At 69.6% G+C, this 14,265-nt stretch carries 18 protein-coding genes and 1 tRNA gene; 12 read left to right on the plus strand and 7 right to left on the minus strand.

What is annotated here, in order from left to right; translation table 11 throughout:
- The first annotated feature begins 73 nt into the window (after positions 1-73).
- The 6 genes from folP (at position 74) to ACYVF3_RS07125 (ending at position 4,213) form a co-directional block, all read left to right on the plus strand.
- Positions 74-940, plus strand: a complete 867-nt coding sequence (folP, locus tag ACYVF3_RS07100; protein ID WP_461153383.1) for a dihydropteroate synthase — start codon at positions 74-76, stop codon at positions 938-940.
- Positions 940-1,683, plus strand: a complete 744-nt coding sequence (locus ACYVF3_RS07105) for a dihydrofolate reductase family protein (protein WP_461153384.1) — start codon at positions 940-942, stop codon at positions 1,681-1,683. The genes folP and ACYVF3_RS07105 overlap by 1 nt, the downstream gene beginning before the upstream one ends.
- Before the next feature lie 70 nt (positions 1,684-1,753).
- Positions 1,754-2,116 (plus strand): Cd(II)/Pb(II)-sensing metalloregulatory transcriptional regulator CmtR, encoded by a 363-nt coding sequence (gene cmtR, locus ACYVF3_RS07110; protein WP_461153385.1) that lies wholly within the window; start codon positions 1,754-1,756, stop codon positions 2,114-2,116.
- Positions 2,113-2,799 carry a cation transporter gene (locus tag ACYVF3_RS07115; protein WP_461153386.1) on the plus strand — a complete coding sequence of 229 codons (687 nt, stop codon included), beginning with the start codon at positions 2,113-2,115 and terminating at the stop codon, positions 2,797-2,799. The genes cmtR and ACYVF3_RS07115 overlap by 4 nt, the downstream gene beginning before the upstream one ends.
- Before the next feature lie 229 nt (positions 2,800-3,028).
- Complete coding sequence (locus tag ACYVF3_RS07120; protein ID WP_461153387.1) at positions 3,029-3,235, plus strand: hypothetical protein; 207 nt, start codon at positions 3,029-3,031, stop codon at positions 3,233-3,235.
- Between the two features lie 141 nt (positions 3,236-3,376).
- Positions 3,377-4,213 (plus strand): undecaprenyl-diphosphate phosphatase, encoded by an 837-nt coding sequence (locus tag ACYVF3_RS07125; protein WP_461153388.1) that lies wholly within the window; start codon positions 3,377-3,379, stop codon positions 4,211-4,213.
- On the opposite strand, the gene ACYVF3_RS07130 is transcribed toward ACYVF3_RS07125, so the two are convergent.
- The 3 genes from ACYVF3_RS07130 to ACYVF3_RS07140 all read right to left on the minus strand — a co-directional run bounded on the left by ACYVF3_RS07130 (position 4,210) and on the right by ACYVF3_RS07140 (position 5,962).
- Positions 4,210-5,133 carry an MBL fold metallo-hydrolase gene (locus ACYVF3_RS07130; RefSeq protein WP_461153389.1) on the minus strand — a complete coding sequence of 308 codons (924 nt, stop codon included), beginning with the start codon at positions 5,131-5,133 and terminating at the stop codon, positions 4,210-4,212. The two genes, ACYVF3_RS07125 and ACYVF3_RS07130, sit on opposite strands and share 4 nt — an antisense overlap.
- A gap of 76 nt (positions 5,134-5,209) precedes the next feature.
- Positions 5,210-5,440: a hypothetical protein gene (locus ACYVF3_RS07135; protein ID WP_461153390.1), complete on the minus strand. Its 231-nt coding sequence runs from the start codon at positions 5,438-5,440 to the stop codon at positions 5,210-5,212.
- Positions 5,441-5,886: 446 nt separating this feature from the next.
- Positions 5,887-5,962: transfer RNA gene (locus ACYVF3_RS07140), tRNA-Lys, on the minus strand.
- Positions 5,963-6,102: 140 nt separating this feature from the next.
- Between ACYVF3_RS07140 and ACYVF3_RS07145 the strand changes: the two genes are divergently transcribed.
- The 3 genes from ACYVF3_RS07145 (at position 6,103) to ACYVF3_RS07155 (ending at position 8,874) form a co-directional block, all read left to right on the plus strand.
- Entirely contained in the window at positions 6,103-6,225 is a 123-nt protein-coding gene (locus ACYVF3_RS07145; protein WP_461153391.1) for a hypothetical protein, read from the plus strand.
- A gap of 125 nt (positions 6,226-6,350) precedes the next feature.
- Positions 6,351-7,538 carry a cobalamin-independent methionine synthase II family protein gene (locus tag ACYVF3_RS07150; RefSeq protein WP_461153392.1) on the plus strand — a complete coding sequence of 396 codons (1,188 nt, stop codon included), beginning with the start codon at positions 6,351-6,353 and terminating at the stop codon, positions 7,536-7,538.
- A gap of 193 nt (positions 7,539-7,731) precedes the next feature.
- Positions 7,732-8,874: a serine hydrolase domain-containing protein gene (locus ACYVF3_RS07155; RefSeq protein ID WP_461153393.1), complete on the plus strand. Its 1,143-nt coding sequence runs from the start codon at positions 7,732-7,734 to the stop codon at positions 8,872-8,874.
- A gap of 7 nt (positions 8,875-8,881) precedes the next feature.
- Here ACYVF3_RS07155 and ACYVF3_RS07160 read toward each other — a convergent pair whose 3' ends face one another.
- The gene (locus tag ACYVF3_RS07160) at positions 8,882-9,424 is read right to left on the minus strand and encodes a chorismate mutase (protein ID WP_461153394.1); all 543 of its coding nucleotides are present in this window, start codon (positions 9,422-9,424) and stop codon (positions 8,882-8,884) included.
- A 138-nt stretch (positions 9,425-9,562) separates the two neighbouring features.
- On the opposite strand from ACYVF3_RS07160, the gene ACYVF3_RS07165 reads away from it, so the two are divergent.
- Positions 9,563-10,135, plus strand: coding sequence for a phosphatase PAP2 family protein (locus ACYVF3_RS07165; RefSeq protein WP_461153395.1), 573 nt, complete (start codon positions 9,563-9,565; stop codon positions 10,133-10,135).
- Positions 10,136-10,143: 8 nt separating this feature from the next.
- Here ACYVF3_RS07165 and ACYVF3_RS07170 read toward each other — a convergent pair whose 3' ends face one another.
- Positions 10,144-11,268, minus strand: a complete 1,125-nt coding sequence (locus ACYVF3_RS07170) for a DUF418 domain-containing protein (protein ID WP_461153823.1) — start codon at positions 11,266-11,268, stop codon at positions 10,144-10,146.
- Between the two features lie 112 nt (positions 11,269-11,380).
- Here ACYVF3_RS07170 and ACYVF3_RS07175 point away from each other — a divergent pair, with 112 nt between their 5' ends.
- Complete coding sequence (locus tag ACYVF3_RS07175; protein ID WP_461153396.1) at positions 11,381-11,977, plus strand: TetR/AcrR family transcriptional regulator; 597 nt, start codon at positions 11,381-11,383, stop codon at positions 11,975-11,977.
- 126 nt (positions 11,978-12,103) lie between these two features.
- Here ACYVF3_RS07175 and ACYVF3_RS07180 read toward each other — a convergent pair whose 3' ends face one another.
- The gene (locus ACYVF3_RS07180) at positions 12,104-12,724 is read right to left on the minus strand and encodes a YigZ family protein (protein ID WP_461153397.1); all 621 of its coding nucleotides are present in this window, start codon (positions 12,722-12,724) and stop codon (positions 12,104-12,106) included.
- A gap of 155 nt (positions 12,725-12,879) precedes the next feature.
- Between ACYVF3_RS07180 and ACYVF3_RS07185 the strand changes: the two genes are divergently transcribed.
- Positions 12,880-13,041: a hypothetical protein gene (locus tag ACYVF3_RS07185; RefSeq protein ID WP_363785847.1), complete on the plus strand. Its 162-nt coding sequence runs from the start codon at positions 12,880-12,882 to the stop codon at positions 13,039-13,041.
- 38 nt (positions 13,042-13,079) lie between these two features.
- Here ACYVF3_RS07185 and ACYVF3_RS07190 read toward each other — a convergent pair whose 3' ends face one another.
- Positions 13,080-14,201: a 5-methyltetrahydropteroyltriglutamate--homocysteine S-methyltransferase gene (locus ACYVF3_RS07190; protein WP_461153398.1), complete on the minus strand. Its 1,122-nt coding sequence runs from the start codon at positions 14,199-14,201 to the stop codon at positions 13,080-13,082.
- Between the last annotated feature and the right edge of the window lie 64 nt (positions 14,202-14,265).

Consider the following 14,265-nt stretch of genomic DNA (forward strand, 5'->3'; position numbering starts at 1 on the left):
ATCGGCTCAGATCGGGCCGATTCGGTTCGGTAGGCTCGGCAACCTCGCGGAGTTTTCCCAGTTAGGGGGCCGGATGCCTGAGTTGGCCTTTCGAGGTCGTGCGGTGGTCAGCGACCGGGCGCTGATCATGGCGATCGTCAACCGCACGCCGGATTCGTTCTACGACCACGGCGCGACCTTCGAGGAAGGCCGGGCGCGCACGGCGATCTCGAACGCGGTCGCCGAGGGCGCTGATGTTCTGGACATCGGCGGAATCCCGGCGAGCCCGGGCCCTGAGGTGACGGTCGAGGAGGAGATCCGCCGGGTGCTGCCGACCCTGGAGTGGGCGCGCGCGGAGTTCCCCGACCTGATCATCAGCATCGACACCTACCGGCACGAGGTCGCCGACCGGGTGTGCCAGGCCGGGGCGGATCTGCTCAACGACACCTGGCAGGGCGCCGACCCGGAGATGCTCGACGTGGCCGCGCAGTACGGCGCCGGCTACGTCTGCTCGCACACCGGTGGGCTGGAACCGCGAACGGACCCGTCGCGCCCGCACTACGAGGACGTAGTCGCCGACGTCATCGACCAGACCACGAAGCTCGCCGAGCGGGCGGTGTCGCTCGGTGTTCCGCGCGAGGGCGTGCTGATCGACCCGGCGATCGACTTCGGCAAGAACACCTACCAGTCCCTGGAGATCCTCCGCAGGCTGCCGGAGCTGGTGGGCACCGGCTGGCCGGTGCTCATGGCGATGAGCAACAAGAACGTGGTGGGCGAGTCGCTGGCCGTGGAGCTGGACGACCGCGTGACCGGCACGCTCGCCGCGACCGCGCTGGCAGCCCAGCAGGGCGCGGTCATGTTCCGGGCCCACCAGGTCCGCGAAACCCGCCACACCCTGGAGATGGTCGCGACCATCGAGGGCCGACGAGCGCCCGCGCGCGTGGAGAGGTACCTGGACTGATGCACCGCTTGTGGCCCGCGGACGAAGCGGGGATCGTCGACCGCCCGGAGCTCGAACGCCTCTACGGCTACCCGGACGGCGAGTCCCCTTGGCTCGCCGTGAACTTCGTGTCGAGCGCCGACGGCGCGGTCGAGATCGCCGGCCGCTCCAGCGGTTTGACGAACGCGGCCGACCGCGAGGTGTACCCGCTGGGCAGCCGGTTGTCGGACGTCATCCTCGTCGGCGCGAACACCGCCATCGTCGAGGAGTTCCGAGGTTTCGACCCCGACGAGGACGAGATCGCGTTCCGCGAGCGCCACGGGCTCGACCCGATCACTCGCATCGCGGTCGTGACCTCCGGCCGGACGCTGTCGCCGGACGCGCCGGTCATCACCGACACCAAGGTCCCGACGATCGTGATCACCAGCGGCGCAGCGCCTCTCGACCTGCAGGAGCAGTGGCGAGCGGCCGGCGCCGAGGTGCTGGTCGCCGGGGAGTCCGAAGTGGACCTCGCGGCGGCGACGGCGGCCCTGGCCGATCGGGGTCTCCGCCGGATCCACTGCGACGGTGGGCCGCACCTGTTCGGCGCTCTGATCGAGGCGGGCGCGGTCGACGAACTCCGCCTGACGCTCTCGCCGCTGCTGGTCTCCGGAGCGGCGGGGCGGATCGCCACGGGCACGGGCATCGACCCGGCAGCGCTGGCCCTCGACTCGGTGCTGCTCCAGGACGACACGCTCCTCCTCCGCTACCTGATCAAGCGCTGACCGCTCCCGTCGCGCTCGTTCCGGGGCGACGTCTCGCCAACTGTTCAGTCGGCGCTGTACAGTTCCGCGCATGCTGTCGTGTGAGACGCGGGAGTCGGCGCTGGCCCGGCTGGGGCGGGCGCTGGCCGATCCGACGCGCCGCCGCATCCTGATCTCGCTGCTGGACGGTCCCGGATTCCCGGCCCGGATCGCCGAGGACCTGGGCTTGACGCGGTCGAACGCGTCGAACCACCTGTCCTGCCTGCGCGGGTGCGGGCTGGTCGTGGCCACCTACGCGGGCAGGCAGGTCCGCTACGAGCTGGCCGACCCGCACCTGGCGCACGCTCTCGACGAACTGCTCAAGGTCGTGCTCGCGGTTGATCCCGGGCCGGAGTGCGCCGACGGGCGGGGTGCGCGTGCCGGGAGCCCGGTCGGCGAGGCGGGTGCCTCGTGAGCGCGGGACCGCAGGACCGGGGCGTCACGCCTCCGGACCTCGGTTGCGGCGACTCGTGCGGCTGCGCGGGCTCGGCCGCGTCTCTCAGCGCGGAGCGACGTGCCGTGCTGGCCCGTCGGGTTCGGCTGCTGGTGGCCGCCACGATCACCTACAACGTGATCGAAGCGATCGTGGCGATCAGCGCGGGAACGCACGCCTCTTCGGCCGCGTTGATCGGCTTCGGCCTGGATTCGGCGATCGAGGTGGCCTCCGCTGCGGCAGTGGCGTGGCAGTTCTCCGGCAGGGATCCGGAGTCGCGCGAGCGCGTTGCGCTGAAGGTGATCGCGGTCTCGTTCTTCGCGCTGGCCGCTTACGTCACGTTCGACTCGATCCGTTCGCTCACCGGCGCTGAATCCGCCGAGCACTCCTCCGTCGGCATCGTGCTCGCGGCGCTGTCCCTCGCGATCATGCCCGGCCTCTCCTACGCGCAGCGCCGCGCCGGGCGCGAACTCGGGTCGGCCAGTGCTGTGGCGGATTCCCAGCAGACCTTGCTGTGCACCTACCTCTCCGGCGTGCTGCTGGTGGGCCTGCTGCTCAACAGCTTCTTCGGCTGGTCCTGGGCGGATCCGGCCGTTGCCCTGGTGATCGCGGCGCTGGCGGTCAAGGAGGGCCGCGAGGCGTGGCGCGGCGAGCACTGCTGCTGAGGAGTCGCATGGCGGTGCGGGGCGGGGAACCCGCTGAAGTGACCGGAAGCCGCTCCCCGGCCAACCGACTCCGATCGTGGGTCTAGATCGACATCGAGTGGTCGCCCGGGGTGTTCGTCATCGAACCGGGTGACACTCGATCGGCCTGCAGGGTCTCCTTCAGGTTGCTGATGTCCGTGCCGCTCCTAGCAATCAGTCCGCTGGACCGAGACTTTGGAGGGCGACTCGCATGGGAGACCTCGCTAGCAAGGTGGTCAAGGCCTACGAGGGCAAGAGCTTGGCGGAACTGGCAGACGCACCGGTGGGAGCGCTGCAGGGCGTCAGCGAATCCGACGCGGAGCAGCTCAAGTCCGCCTTCGGCATCAAGACCGTCCGCGACCTCGGCACGAACAAGTACTTCCTCTGGGCGCAGTCGATCACCAAGCTCGCCGAGTAGCACCGACACCCGCCAAGACGTAGAACCCCAGGTCTTCCCGAGGCCTGGGGTTCTTCGTGGGCGCACCCGCTGCGGGGGTGCGAGGCCGGGGTGGGCATCCTGATCGCGGGGACGGTGCTTCGCCTGACGGAAGGGTCTGCCGTGGGTTGGTTCGAGGCGGTCGTGCTGGGGTTGGTGCAGGGGCTGACGGAGTTCCTGCCGGTGTCCTCCAGCGCGCACGTGCGCGTCGTGGCCGCGTTCGCCGGGTGGGACGACCCGGGCGCGGCGTTCACCGCGGTGATCCAGATCGGGACGGAGCTGGCGATCCTCGCGTACTTCGCGAAGAAGATCGGCTCGATCCTGCGGAACTGGTTCCGGTCGTTCTACAGCCCCGAGCTCCGCCGCGATCCCGACGCCAGGATGGGCTGGCTGATCATCGTCGGGACCATCCCCGTGGTCGTGCTCGGCGTCCTGTTCGAGGACGCGATCGACTCCGCGTTCCGCGACCTCCGGCTCACCGCCCTGGTGCTGATCGGCTTCGGGCTGCTGCTCGGGTGGGCCGACCGGTACGGCAGGAAGGAACGCGGCCTCGACGACCTGAACGTTCCGCACGGTCTCGCCTACGGCCTCGCGCAGGCGCTCGCGCTGATCCCCGGTGTGTCGCGCTCGGGCGGCACGACGACGGCGGGCCTGCTCATGGGCTACCGGCGCGCGGACGCAGCCGAGTACTCGTTCCTGCTGGCAGCACCTGCCGTGTTCGGGTCCGGGCTGTACAAGCTGACCGACATCGGCGCGGGCGACGCCCCGGCCTGGGGACCCACGCTCGTGGCGACGCTGGTGTCCTTCGTGGTCGGCTACGCGGTCGTCGCCTGGCTCATGGCCTACATCAAGCGCGGCACCTTCGTGCCGTTCGTGATCTACCGCGTGATCCTCGGCCTGGTGATCCTGGTCCTGGTCTTCACGGGCGTCCTCGACCCGGCAGCGGGTCCCGCCGGTTAGATCCGGGGCAGCGGTGCCCAGGCGTCGATGGACAGTCCGCGGTCGTCCTGCCCGCTGATCGTCATCGCGCCGTGGCCCGCGTAGTGGGCGGGGAAGACGGTGGCCCCGGATCGAGCGGCTCGACCGAGGACGTCGTGACGAGCCCGGCGCGCCTCGGCCCGGTCGAGGTCGAAGGCGCAGGCGTCATCCGTGCGCGGGACCTGCACGGGGCTGTGCGTCAGGTCGCCGACGAAGACCGCACCGTCGCCTGCTTCGAGCCAGAGGACGGACGATCCGGGTGTGTGCCCCGGCGCGAGTTCGAGCCGGAGCTCGGGGGTGAGTCGCAGCTCGCCGTCCCAGGTCTCCAGCTGACCGGCCTGCTCGACGGGGATCACGCTGTCGGCGTACACGAGTCGGCTGCCTTCGAACCGGCGCCGCTCGTCCTCGGTCGTCGGCGCCCGCATCCGGTCGGCGTTCTCGGGGCGGAAGTGCTCCCGGTCGCGCGCGGGTACGAGGTACCGGGCGTTCGGGAAGGTCGGCACCCACTCGCCGTCGACCAGCGCGGTGTTCCACCCGACGTGGTCGTAGTGGATGTGGGTGTTCACGACGCAGGTGACGGCGTTGCGGTCGATGCCCGCGCTGTCGAGGCGGCTGAGGAAGTCGGTCTGCAGGTGGGAGAAGACCGGGATCTGCGGGCGATCGCGATCGTTGCCCACACCCGTGTCCACGAGGATCGTCTCGCCGGCGCCCTCGATCACCCAGGTCTGGATCGCCGCCCGGTAGCTCTCCCCTTCGAGGTGGGACGGGACGAGCCAGTCCCGGTTCTCCGACCAGTACGACTCGGGCGTCTCCGGCAGCACCTGGCTCACCGGCGCGAGCGGCCCGACCCATTCGACGACACGCCGCACGCGATACGGCCCGAACTTCAACGCAGAACTCACACGGCACCCAACCGGCAGCCACCGATCACTATTCCCGAGGGAACGCCGAGCATCGGTGCTCGCGAGGTCTGCCGGACTACTCGGTGGTGTCGTCCTCGCGGGTGCCGAAGTAGAAGGCCCCGAGCCCGAACGCGACCACGCCGAGCACGACAGCGGTGATCCAGTGCCCGGCGAACGGGAATTGCCCGGTGACGCTGTCGACGACCGATGCGCGGGCGGTCAACGTGGCGAGGAGCAACAACACGAACGCTCCGGCCAGGGAAACCCGGCGCGCGATCGGAGAACGCCACCAACGCTGGTCCTTCATGCTCCTCCTTCGCGAGAACTCGTCCCACGATTCAAGCACAGCACGCCGAAACCACGTGCGAAGTTGCGCAGATGCGCGCTGGGCGTCCTCGACACCAGAAGTGGTGACAACCGTTTCGTCCAGCTGGTTTTCGCGACATGCGGGTGGTGGTGACGTCGTGTGCGTGGTGGGGGAAGTTTTCATGAAAACTTCCCCCACCACGCACACGACCAGAGCCCTACTGCGCAATGAGGGAAGGACGGACGGCTCGACGAACTGCAGTCCGAGTCCAACCGGCCTACCAGGGCGTCGCCGCTTCGGGGATGAGCAGAACCGCGGCGACGCGTGGTGCGGTTCAGGACGAACGCGGTAGGTCGGCCCGCGGCGCTGCTCCGCGAGTTCGCGCATCCGGGAAACCACGTCCCGACCTTGAAAACGAAGAACCCCAGGCCTGTGACCTGGGGTTGTGGTGGGGCGCCAGGGGATCGAACCCTGAACCCGCGGATTAAAAGTCCGCTGCTCTGCCAGTTGAGCTAACGCCCCGCGAGCCCCAGGTTACAAGGTCCGGATGATCTTCGTGGCTCGTGGTGGCGGCATCTACCGCCGGGATCACGTCCTGGCTAGCTCCGCCGTGCGGCGCGGCAGCGCGGGCTTCCGGTCGGACTCGAAGGGCGGACGTCGTCATGACCTACCAGCACAGGCTCGCCACGCGCGCGGATCTTCCCGCGACCGTGGACATCTACAACTCGGTGATGCCGGAACGGTCGGCCACCTGCGATCTGGTGCTCGTGGGGCTTCCGCTCTGAGGTGCTGGCCCGGTTGGGGCAGGGGGTTCGGGGCGTGCGGGTGTTGACCGCGGGTGCCGGGCGGAGAAGGGTTCGGGGTGCGGCCGGTGGGCCGCGTTCTTCAGGTCGTCGGCATGAGGAGAGCCGTGAGCAGGATCCTTGCGACGCACACCGGAAGCCTGATCCGTCCTACCGAGCTCCTGTCGTTCCTGTCCGCGAAGGCCGGTGGTGCCGCCGTGGACGAAGACGCCTACCAGACCTGCTTGGCCCGGTCCGTCGACGACGTCGTCCGGCAGCAGGTCGAGGCCGGCGTCGACGTGGTCGACGACGGGGAGATGGGCAAGGCCAGCTGGATCACCTACCTCTACGAACGGGTCAGCGGACTGGAGTCGCGGCCGATCGAGCTCGACGGGTCGAGCATGCTGCCGCCGAGCCGCGACCGGCAGTCGTTCCCCGGCGCCTACGCCGAGCTCGACGCGCTGGACGAGGCCGCCACGCGCAGGAGCAACGCCCAGGCCGCCGACCAGCGGCCGTCGGCCTGGTACTGCACGGGTCCGCTGCGCTACGACCGCACGGCGATCGACCGCGACATCGCGAACGTGAAAACCGCTGTGGCGCAGCACGAAGGCGTCGAAGGGTTCCTGCCGGTGGTCGCGCCGGCGAGCGCCTACTGGCTGACCAACGAGCACTACGACTCCGAAGAGGAGTTCGTGTTCGCGTTGGCCGACGTGCTCAAGCAGGAGTACCGGGCGATCGTCGACAGCGGACTGCTGCTGCAGGTCGACGACGCCGTGCTGATGCACGAGTGCGACACGATCCTGGCCGGCGGCGGCTCCGTCGACGACTACCGGCGGTGGGCGGAGCTGCGCGTGCGGGCGCTCAACCACGCGCTGGAAGGGCTGCCGGAGGAGCGCGTCCGGTACCACGTGTGCTTCGGCAGCTGGCACGGTCCGCACGCGTTCGACCCGCCGCTTCGCGAGGTCATCGACCTGATCCTGCAGGTCAACGCCGGTTCCTATGCGACGGAGCAGGCGAATCCGCGGCACGAGCACGAGTGGCGGGTGTGGGAGGACGTGAAGCTGCCGGACGGCAAGAAGCTCATCCCCGGCGTAGTCACCCACCACACCAACGTCGTCGAGCACCCGCAGCTGGTCGCGCAGCGGCTGGTGCGGCTGGCGGGCGTCGTCGGCCGCGACAACGTGCTCGCCGGGACCGACTGCGGGTTCGCGCAGGGCGCGTTCATCAAGCGGGTGCACGAGGAGATCCAGTGGGCGAAGCTCTCGGCTCTCGCCGAAGGCGCGCGGCTGGCCTCGCAGCACCTCTGGAGCCGGTGAGAGGCGGGCGCGCCGGGGCTAGATCCCGGTGCGCCGCTTCGGGTTTCGAATAGGATGACGAGATCGGTGCGCGACGTGGGCGGTCTCCCCTCCCCTGAGTCGTTCTGGGACCACCTCCAGGCGGTCCGTTCCGGCGGCGATGAGTTCCGGAGCGCCGTGGAGTCAGAACAGTCGGGACGAGGAGGTGACCCACGTGGGATTCGATCAGGCCAGGCTCGCGCGGATGCGCGAGGTGATGAGCGGCCACGTGGCCGACGGCACCCTGCCGGGGGCGGTGACCGCGGTCAGCCGCGGCGGTGAGACGCACATCGACGTGTTCGGGTCGTTGTCGATCGGCGGGGAGCCGATGCGTCGCGACACGATCTTCCGGATCGCCTCGATGACCAAGCCCATCACCGCCGCCGCGGTGATGACGCTGGTGGAGGAATGCGTGCTGCGGCTGGACGACCCGGTCGATCCGCTGCTGCCCGAACTCGCCGACCGCCGCGTGTTGATCAGCCCGGACGCCCCGCTGTCGGACACCGTTCCCGCTGAGCGGCCGATCACCGCGCGGGACCTGCTGACCTTCACCTTCGGGCTCGGTGCCGTGCCCGACGACGTGCCGATCGCGAAGGCGATGCACGAAGCCGGCCTGTCGCCGTCACCGGTCGACCCGGGCGTCGCACCCGACGAGTGGATGCGGCGGCTCGGTGAGCTGCCGCTCGCGCACCAGCCCGGCGAGCAGTGGCTCTACCACACCGGATCGGACGTGCTCGGGGTGCTGATGGCCCGCGCGACCGGTCGCGAACTCGGAGACCTCCTGCGCGAGCGGATCTTCGAGCCGCTCGGGATGCGCGAGACCGGCTTCTGCACCTCCGCCGAGGACCGCGTCGCCTCCGTCTACATGCCCGACGACGGCGTGCTCCTCCCGTTCCCCGTATCGCCCTCCGAACGACCGGCTTTCGGCTCGGGCGCCGGCGGATTGCTGTCCACAGCGGACGATTTCCTGACCTTCTACCGGATGCTGCTGGCCGGCGGGACGCACGAGGGCAGCCGGATCTTGTCCCGCGCCTCGGTCGAGCTGCTCACCACCGACCGCCTCGTCGAGACGCAGAAGCCTTCCGCCGCAGGAACTCTGCCCGGCAACATGGGATGGGCGTTCGGTCAGGGCGTGGTGATCCGGCGGACCGGGATGCCCGGAGTCGGGCAGTTCAGCTGGGCAGGCGGGTTCGGGACCACGGCGTTCGCCGAACCGGCCGAGGACCTGATCGGGATCCTGCTCACCCAGCGCGCGCTGACCGGCGGCGCACCGCACTTCCAGGACTTCGAGACCACGACCTACCAGGCGCTGGGCTGAGCCGGGGTCAGGAGCAGATAGACGGGATCGCGCGACCGAGCCCGGCTTGGTGCAGGACGTCGAGCCCGGACGCGGTGTGCGCGTAGGCGCCGAGCAGGTCGCCGGGGCAGGACGGCCCGTCGCGCAGCTCATCGGTGTCGCGCAGCGCCAGGAGGATCTCGTCGCCGAGTCGGTCCAGCTCTGGGCGGATCTCGCCGAGGTCCGGGCGTTCGGTCGGCTGCTGGTCGGGGTGCGCGGTCCAGTGGGCGTGCAGTCCGCGCTGCACGAGCTTGCTCGCCTCGATCTGGTCGCGGAAGACCCGCTTCGCCTCCTCGGGATCGAGCCCGAGCTCCGCCGCGTCGGCGGCGACCCCGTCGAGCACCTGCTGCTCGCGCTCCGGGTCCTCGATCGGCGAGTCCGCTTCCCACTTGGCGGCCGCCACCTGATCGGACAGCACGACGCGGTCCGCGGCCGATCCGACCAGCGGGTCCAGCGCGCCTCCGGCATGCGCCGGAGCGCCGAGCCCCAGAACGGCTGCCAGCACAGCACCACCGACGATCATCGGACGCATCGCAGACCCCTCCTGGAAGATCATTCGCTCCCACTCAACACCCGAATTCCCCGCGCGGCAACCGACTCCTCCGGCAGCGGGGCCGGGACGTCGTGCGGGTGGGTGGCCGGTTCCGGATGTCCGGTTAGTGTGGGTGTGGTGGATTACAGCGCCGATCTCTACCGGATCATCGCCGGATGGGGCGACCTCTCGCCGGCCTGGGTGAAGGCCGGTGCGCTGGTCGTCACCGACCTGCTGCTGCTCGCGTTCATCCCGGTCGCCGCGTTCGTCTGGTGGCGGGTCGACCGGAGATGGCGCGCGATGCTGGCGATCCTGCTCTCGGGCGGGTCGACCTGGGTGCTCAACGGTCTGGTCAAGCGGATCTTCGAGCAGCCCCGCCCGTGCAACGTGCTGCCGGTGCGCACGGTCGAGCACTGCAGCGAGGTCGGCATCTGGTCGCTGCCCAGCGGGCACGCGGCCACGGCGGCGGCGTTCGCGGTGACCGTGGCCGTGCTGTGGCGCAAGAGCATCGCGGTGGTCGCGGTCGCGGCGCTGCTGGAGGCGTTCCTGCGGGTGTTCATCGGCGTGCACTACCCGCACGACGTGCTCTTCGGCCTGCTCTTCGGTTCGCTCATCGGCCTGATCGCCGCCGTTGCCGCGAAACCCGGTGCTCGACGACCCCCGGACACGCCTGCGAAGTCCGACGAGACCGCCGCCGCGGCGACGTCCTGACACGGCCGTCAGCGCTGGGGCAGCTGGTAGGCCCAGTGCCAGACGGCCTCCAGCGGACCCCGCTGGTGTTGCCGCAGCCACCACGTCGACAGCGTCATGAACGTCGCGCAGATCCCCGCCCAGGCCGCGATCGTCCACCACGGCCGCGCCCAGTCCAGCTCTGCGGCCAAGCCCAGCCCCCAGCCGTAGCAGAGCGCGCACGCCAGCAGGTTCTGGAAGACGTAGCAGGACAACGCGGTCCGCCCCACCGAGGTCAGGCCGTGCCCGAGCAGCCCGGAGCCACCGCGCAGGACCGACGGGATCAGCCCGAGCAGCCCGAGCGCGACCAGCGGCGGCAGCACGTACCGGTCGACCATGTACCACCCCGGTCCGGCGAACGCCGTGAGCAGGTTCAGCGGCACGCCGAGGCCGAAACCGGCGATCATCAACCGGTTCCGGAGTTGCTGGCCGTCGGCGGCGAACACGCCCGCCCGCTGCAGCCGGGCGCCGATGAGGAACAGCGCGACCGACATCGGGATGATGAAGATCGCCTCCAGCCGGTAGGTCGGCCAGTCCGCCAGTCGCGCCGCGACCTGCTGGGGCCAGCTGCCGTGGGTGTAGAGGTCGGTGGGCTGCCCGCCCAGGGACGCCGTGCCGCTGAGCAGCGCCGCCGTGACCAGGCCGATGAACGCCACGTGCAGCGCGCCCATCACGCCGATCCACCATCCGGTGGCCCGGTCGCTGCGGCCGATCAGGTAGGCCACCAGCATCGAGGTCACCGCGTAGCTCATCAGCACGTCGAACTCGAAGATCAGCAGGTAGTGCAGGAGTCCTTCGGTGAACAGCAGTGCGGCGCGCCACAGGTACCAGCCGGGCCAGCGCCCGCCGCGCCGCAGCGCCGAGCGGTACTGGAGTTCGAGGCCGACGCCGAACAGCAGGGTGAGCAGCGCCAGGAACTTGCCGTTGGCCAGCGTGCGCAGCGTCGTCTCGACGGCGCCGGAGAACGTGTCGGGGTTCGCGGCGCTGAGCAGGTCGGCCGGTCCGTTCGGGGTGGTGAAGATCCAGATGTTGGTGCCGAGCGTGCCTAGGATGGCCACGCCTCTCACCAGGTCTATCGCGGTCAACCGCGATGGCGGTGCGAGCAGCTGAGTCATGTCGTCCCCCAGGTCGGATCCTTCGTTGAACACGGAAGGTTACGATGCGAGTGCATGGTAAACAGCTCCGGGAGCTGTTTGCAATGCACTCGCATTGGAAAGGGTGTGGAGCGTGCCGAAACGGGTGGACCACGAGTCCCGGCGCAGCGAGATCGCCGAAGCGCTGATGCGCCTGGCCAGCAAGGGCGGGCTGGAGGCGGTGAGCCTGCGCGACGTCGCCGCCGAAGCGGGCGTGTCGATGGGCGCGGTGCAGCACTACTTCCGCTCCAAGGACGACATGCTCGTCCACGCGATGGAGCACGTGAACACCCGCGCCGAGCAGCGGATCAAGGCGCAGTTCGACCTCGCGGTGACGATCCCGCGCCCGCGCGAGGTCCTGCGGGTGCTGATGATCGAGATGCTGGCGCTGTCCGAGGAGAGCCGCACCGAATTCCTCACCGCGGTCTCGTTCTTCGTGCGCGCGCTGGGCTCACCCCGGCTGGCCGAGCTCTACCGGCAGTCCTGGCCGCAGCTTGAGGACTGGGTGGCCTGGGAGCTGCGGCGAGCCCAGGACGAGGGCGACCTGCCCGCCGACCGCGACCCGGAGCGCGAAGCGGAACTGCTGGTGGTGGTCCCCGACGGCCTGTCCTTCGGGCTCCTGCTCGGACACCGCACCCCGGAGGAGGCGGTCGCGGCCGTCGACCACTACCTGGACCGGCTGTTCTCCTGAGAAGCGGTTTGCGAATGGTTTTGCGTGGCGGAACCTGAGGGCTGTCGTGTGGGTGGGGGGAAGTTTTCATGAAAACTTCCCCCCACCCACACGAGGAGCCGAGATGCGTTGGTGCGAGCGGCAGAACTAGAGGCTCAGCTCCGCGTGGATCAGCGGGCCCTCGGCGGGTTCGGCCGCGCCCGCGGTGGTGGCCGCCAGCCAGGCGCGGAACTCCTCGACGTCCTCGACGGGCACGTTGACCTGGAAGCGCACCGTCGCGTCGTAGGAGGTGTCGGCGACCTGGTACCCGGCCGAACGCAGGTCGTTGTCCAGCCTTCCGGCCACCAGGTAGTCCGTCTCGACCGACACGACCCGGACCGGCCGCCGCCACAGCAGCTCGACGTGCTCGATCGCCGCCGACACCGCGCCGCCGTAGGCGCGGACCAGCCCGCCCGCGCCCAGCAGCACCCCGCCGAAGTAACGGGTCACCACGGCGACGGTGTTGGTGATCTCGTTGCGGCGCAGCACTTCCAGCATCGGCACACCGGCGGTGCCCGCGGGTTCGCCGTCATCGCTGGACTTCTGGACCTCGCCGGAGTCGCCGAGCACGAACGCCGAGCAGTGGTGCCGGGCGTCGTGGTGCGTCTTGCGCTGGAGCTGGATGAACTCCCGCGCCTCGGACTCCTCGGTCACCCGCGCCAGCGAGCAGATGAACCGGGATTTCCGCACCTCGATCTCGTGCTCGCCCGACCGCTTGATCGTCCGCATCGACCCTCCCCGCGGCCATCCTCCCACCCGGGGTTCACTCGCGGGCGTGTGGTGATTTCCATAGAAGGGACGGGCGATTTCCGCGTTGTCGGTGCGGCCACGTACCGTCCACCCTCATGGAGCAATCATCGAGCCCGTTTGAACCAGGCGTGCGGGTGCGTGCCACGTTCGGCCGGTTCCGTGATCAGGAGGGCACGGTGGTGGAGGCGGCCACCGGTCTCCCGCAGGTCTTCGAAGGTCCCGTTCTCTGGGTGAGATTCGACGGTGCCGAAGAGCCGGGCTTGGTGGCGGGCCGCTTCCTGGAAGAAGCGGCCTGAGCCGCGGGCGGCTGCCCAGCGCAACCGCCCGCGAACGATCAGCCCCACACCTCCTGCGCCGTTTCCACGACCAGGCGGAGCTTGGCGACCTCTTCCTCGTAGGTCAGCGCGTTGCCGTCCTTGGTCGAGGCGAAACCGCACTGCGGGGACAGGCACAGCTGGTCGAGGTCGACGTACTTGCTGGCCTCGTCGATGCGGCGCTTGAGCTCGTCCTTGGACTCCAGTTCGCCGCGCTTCGTCGTCACCAGGCCCAGCACCACGTGCTTGCCCTTCGGGACGTAGCGCAGCGGGGCGAAGGTGCCCGAGCGCTCGTCGTCGAACTCCATGAAGAAGCCGTCGACCTCGAGCTGGCCGAACAGCGCTTCGGCGACGAAGTCGTAGCCGCCCTCGGCCACCCACGACGACCGGAAGTTGCCCCGGCACATGTGCGTGGTCACCGTCAGCGTGTCCGGACGGCCGCGCAGCGACTCGTTGATCAGCTCGATGTCCTTGATGTGCGCGTTCTCGCCGTCCTCGCCGCGGGCGTTGAGCATCTCCCGCTGCTTCGGGTCGTTGAGGTAGGCGAGACTGGTGTCGTCGAGCTGCAGGTAGTGGCAGCCCATGTCGGCCAGCGCGCGCACCTCGGCCCGGTACGCGGCGGCCAGGTCGGACCGGAGCTCCGCCATGTCGGGGTAGACGTTCGAGTCGACGGCCGCGGGACCGCCGCGGTAGGTGAGCATTCCCGGGGAGGGGATGGTCAGCTTCGGCGTGTTCTTGGTCGTCTTCGAAGCCAGGAAGCGGAAGGCGTCGGCGAAGATCGTGCCCGAGAGGTCGATCTTGCCGGTGACCTTCAGATCGGGGGTGATGAACTCGATGTCGCCCTGGGCGTTGTGGAACTGGACCTTGAGGCTGTTGTCGTCGACGCGCTCGACGCCCTCCAGCTGGTAGAGGAAGTCCATGTGCCATGAGCTGCGGCGGAACTCCCCGTCGGTGGCGCTCTGCAGGCCGACGTCCTCCTGCATCTTGACGACCTGGGTGATCGCCTCGTCCTCGATCCCGCGCAGCTCGGCGTCGTCGATCCGGCCGACCGCGTGCGAGCCTCGGGCTTCCAACAGGCGCTCGGGGCGGAGCAGGCTGCCGACGTGGTCGGCCCGGAACGGAGGTGCAACACGTGGGCTCATGGCACGCAACATAGTTCTCGGGTACCCGTGTGCCTAGGTGAATTTCCATTTTCCGGGAACCCGT

The sequence above is a fragment of the Saccharopolyspora tripterygii genome (genome assembly GCF_054778355.1).

Bases quoted from the DNA above. Each gene is read 5' to 3' on its own strand.
- folP (WP_461153383.1), top strand. From the start codon at position 74: ATGCCTGAGTTGGCCTTTCGAGGTCGTGCGGTGGTCAGCGACCGGGCG.
- ACYVF3_RS07105 (WP_461153384.1), top strand. From the start codon at position 940: ATGCACCGCTTGTGGCCCGCGGACGAAGCGGGGATCGTCGACCGCCCG.
- cmtR (WP_461153385.1), top strand. From the start codon at position 1,754: ATGCTGTCGTGTGAGACGCGGGAGTCGGCGCTGGCCCGGCTGGGGCGG.
- ACYVF3_RS07120 (WP_461153387.1), top strand. From the start codon at position 3,029: ATGGGAGACCTCGCTAGCAAGGTGGTCAAGGCCTACGAGGGCAAGAGC.
- ACYVF3_RS07135 (WP_461153390.1), bottom strand. From the start codon at position 5,440: ATGAAGGACCAGCGTTGGTGGCGTTCTCCGATCGCGCGCCGGGTTTCC.
- ACYVF3_RS07145 (WP_461153391.1), top strand. From the start codon at position 6,103: ATGACCTACCAGCACAGGCTCGCCACGCGCGCGGATCTTCCCGCGACC.
- ACYVF3_RS07160 (WP_461153394.1), bottom strand. From the start codon at position 9,424: ATGCGTCCGATGATCGTCGGTGGTGCTGTGCTGGCAGCCGTTCTGGGG.
- ACYVF3_RS07170 (WP_461153823.1), bottom strand. From the start codon at position 11,268: ATGACTCAGCTGCTCGCACCGCCATCGCGGTTGACCGCGATAGACCTG.
- ACYVF3_RS07180 (WP_461153397.1), bottom strand. From the start codon at position 12,724: ATGCGGACGATCAAGCGGTCGGGCGAGCACGAGATCGAGGTGCGGAAA.
- ACYVF3_RS07190 (WP_461153398.1), bottom strand. From the start codon at position 14,201: ATGAGCCCACGTGTTGCACCTCCGTTCCGGGCCGACCACGTCGGCAGC.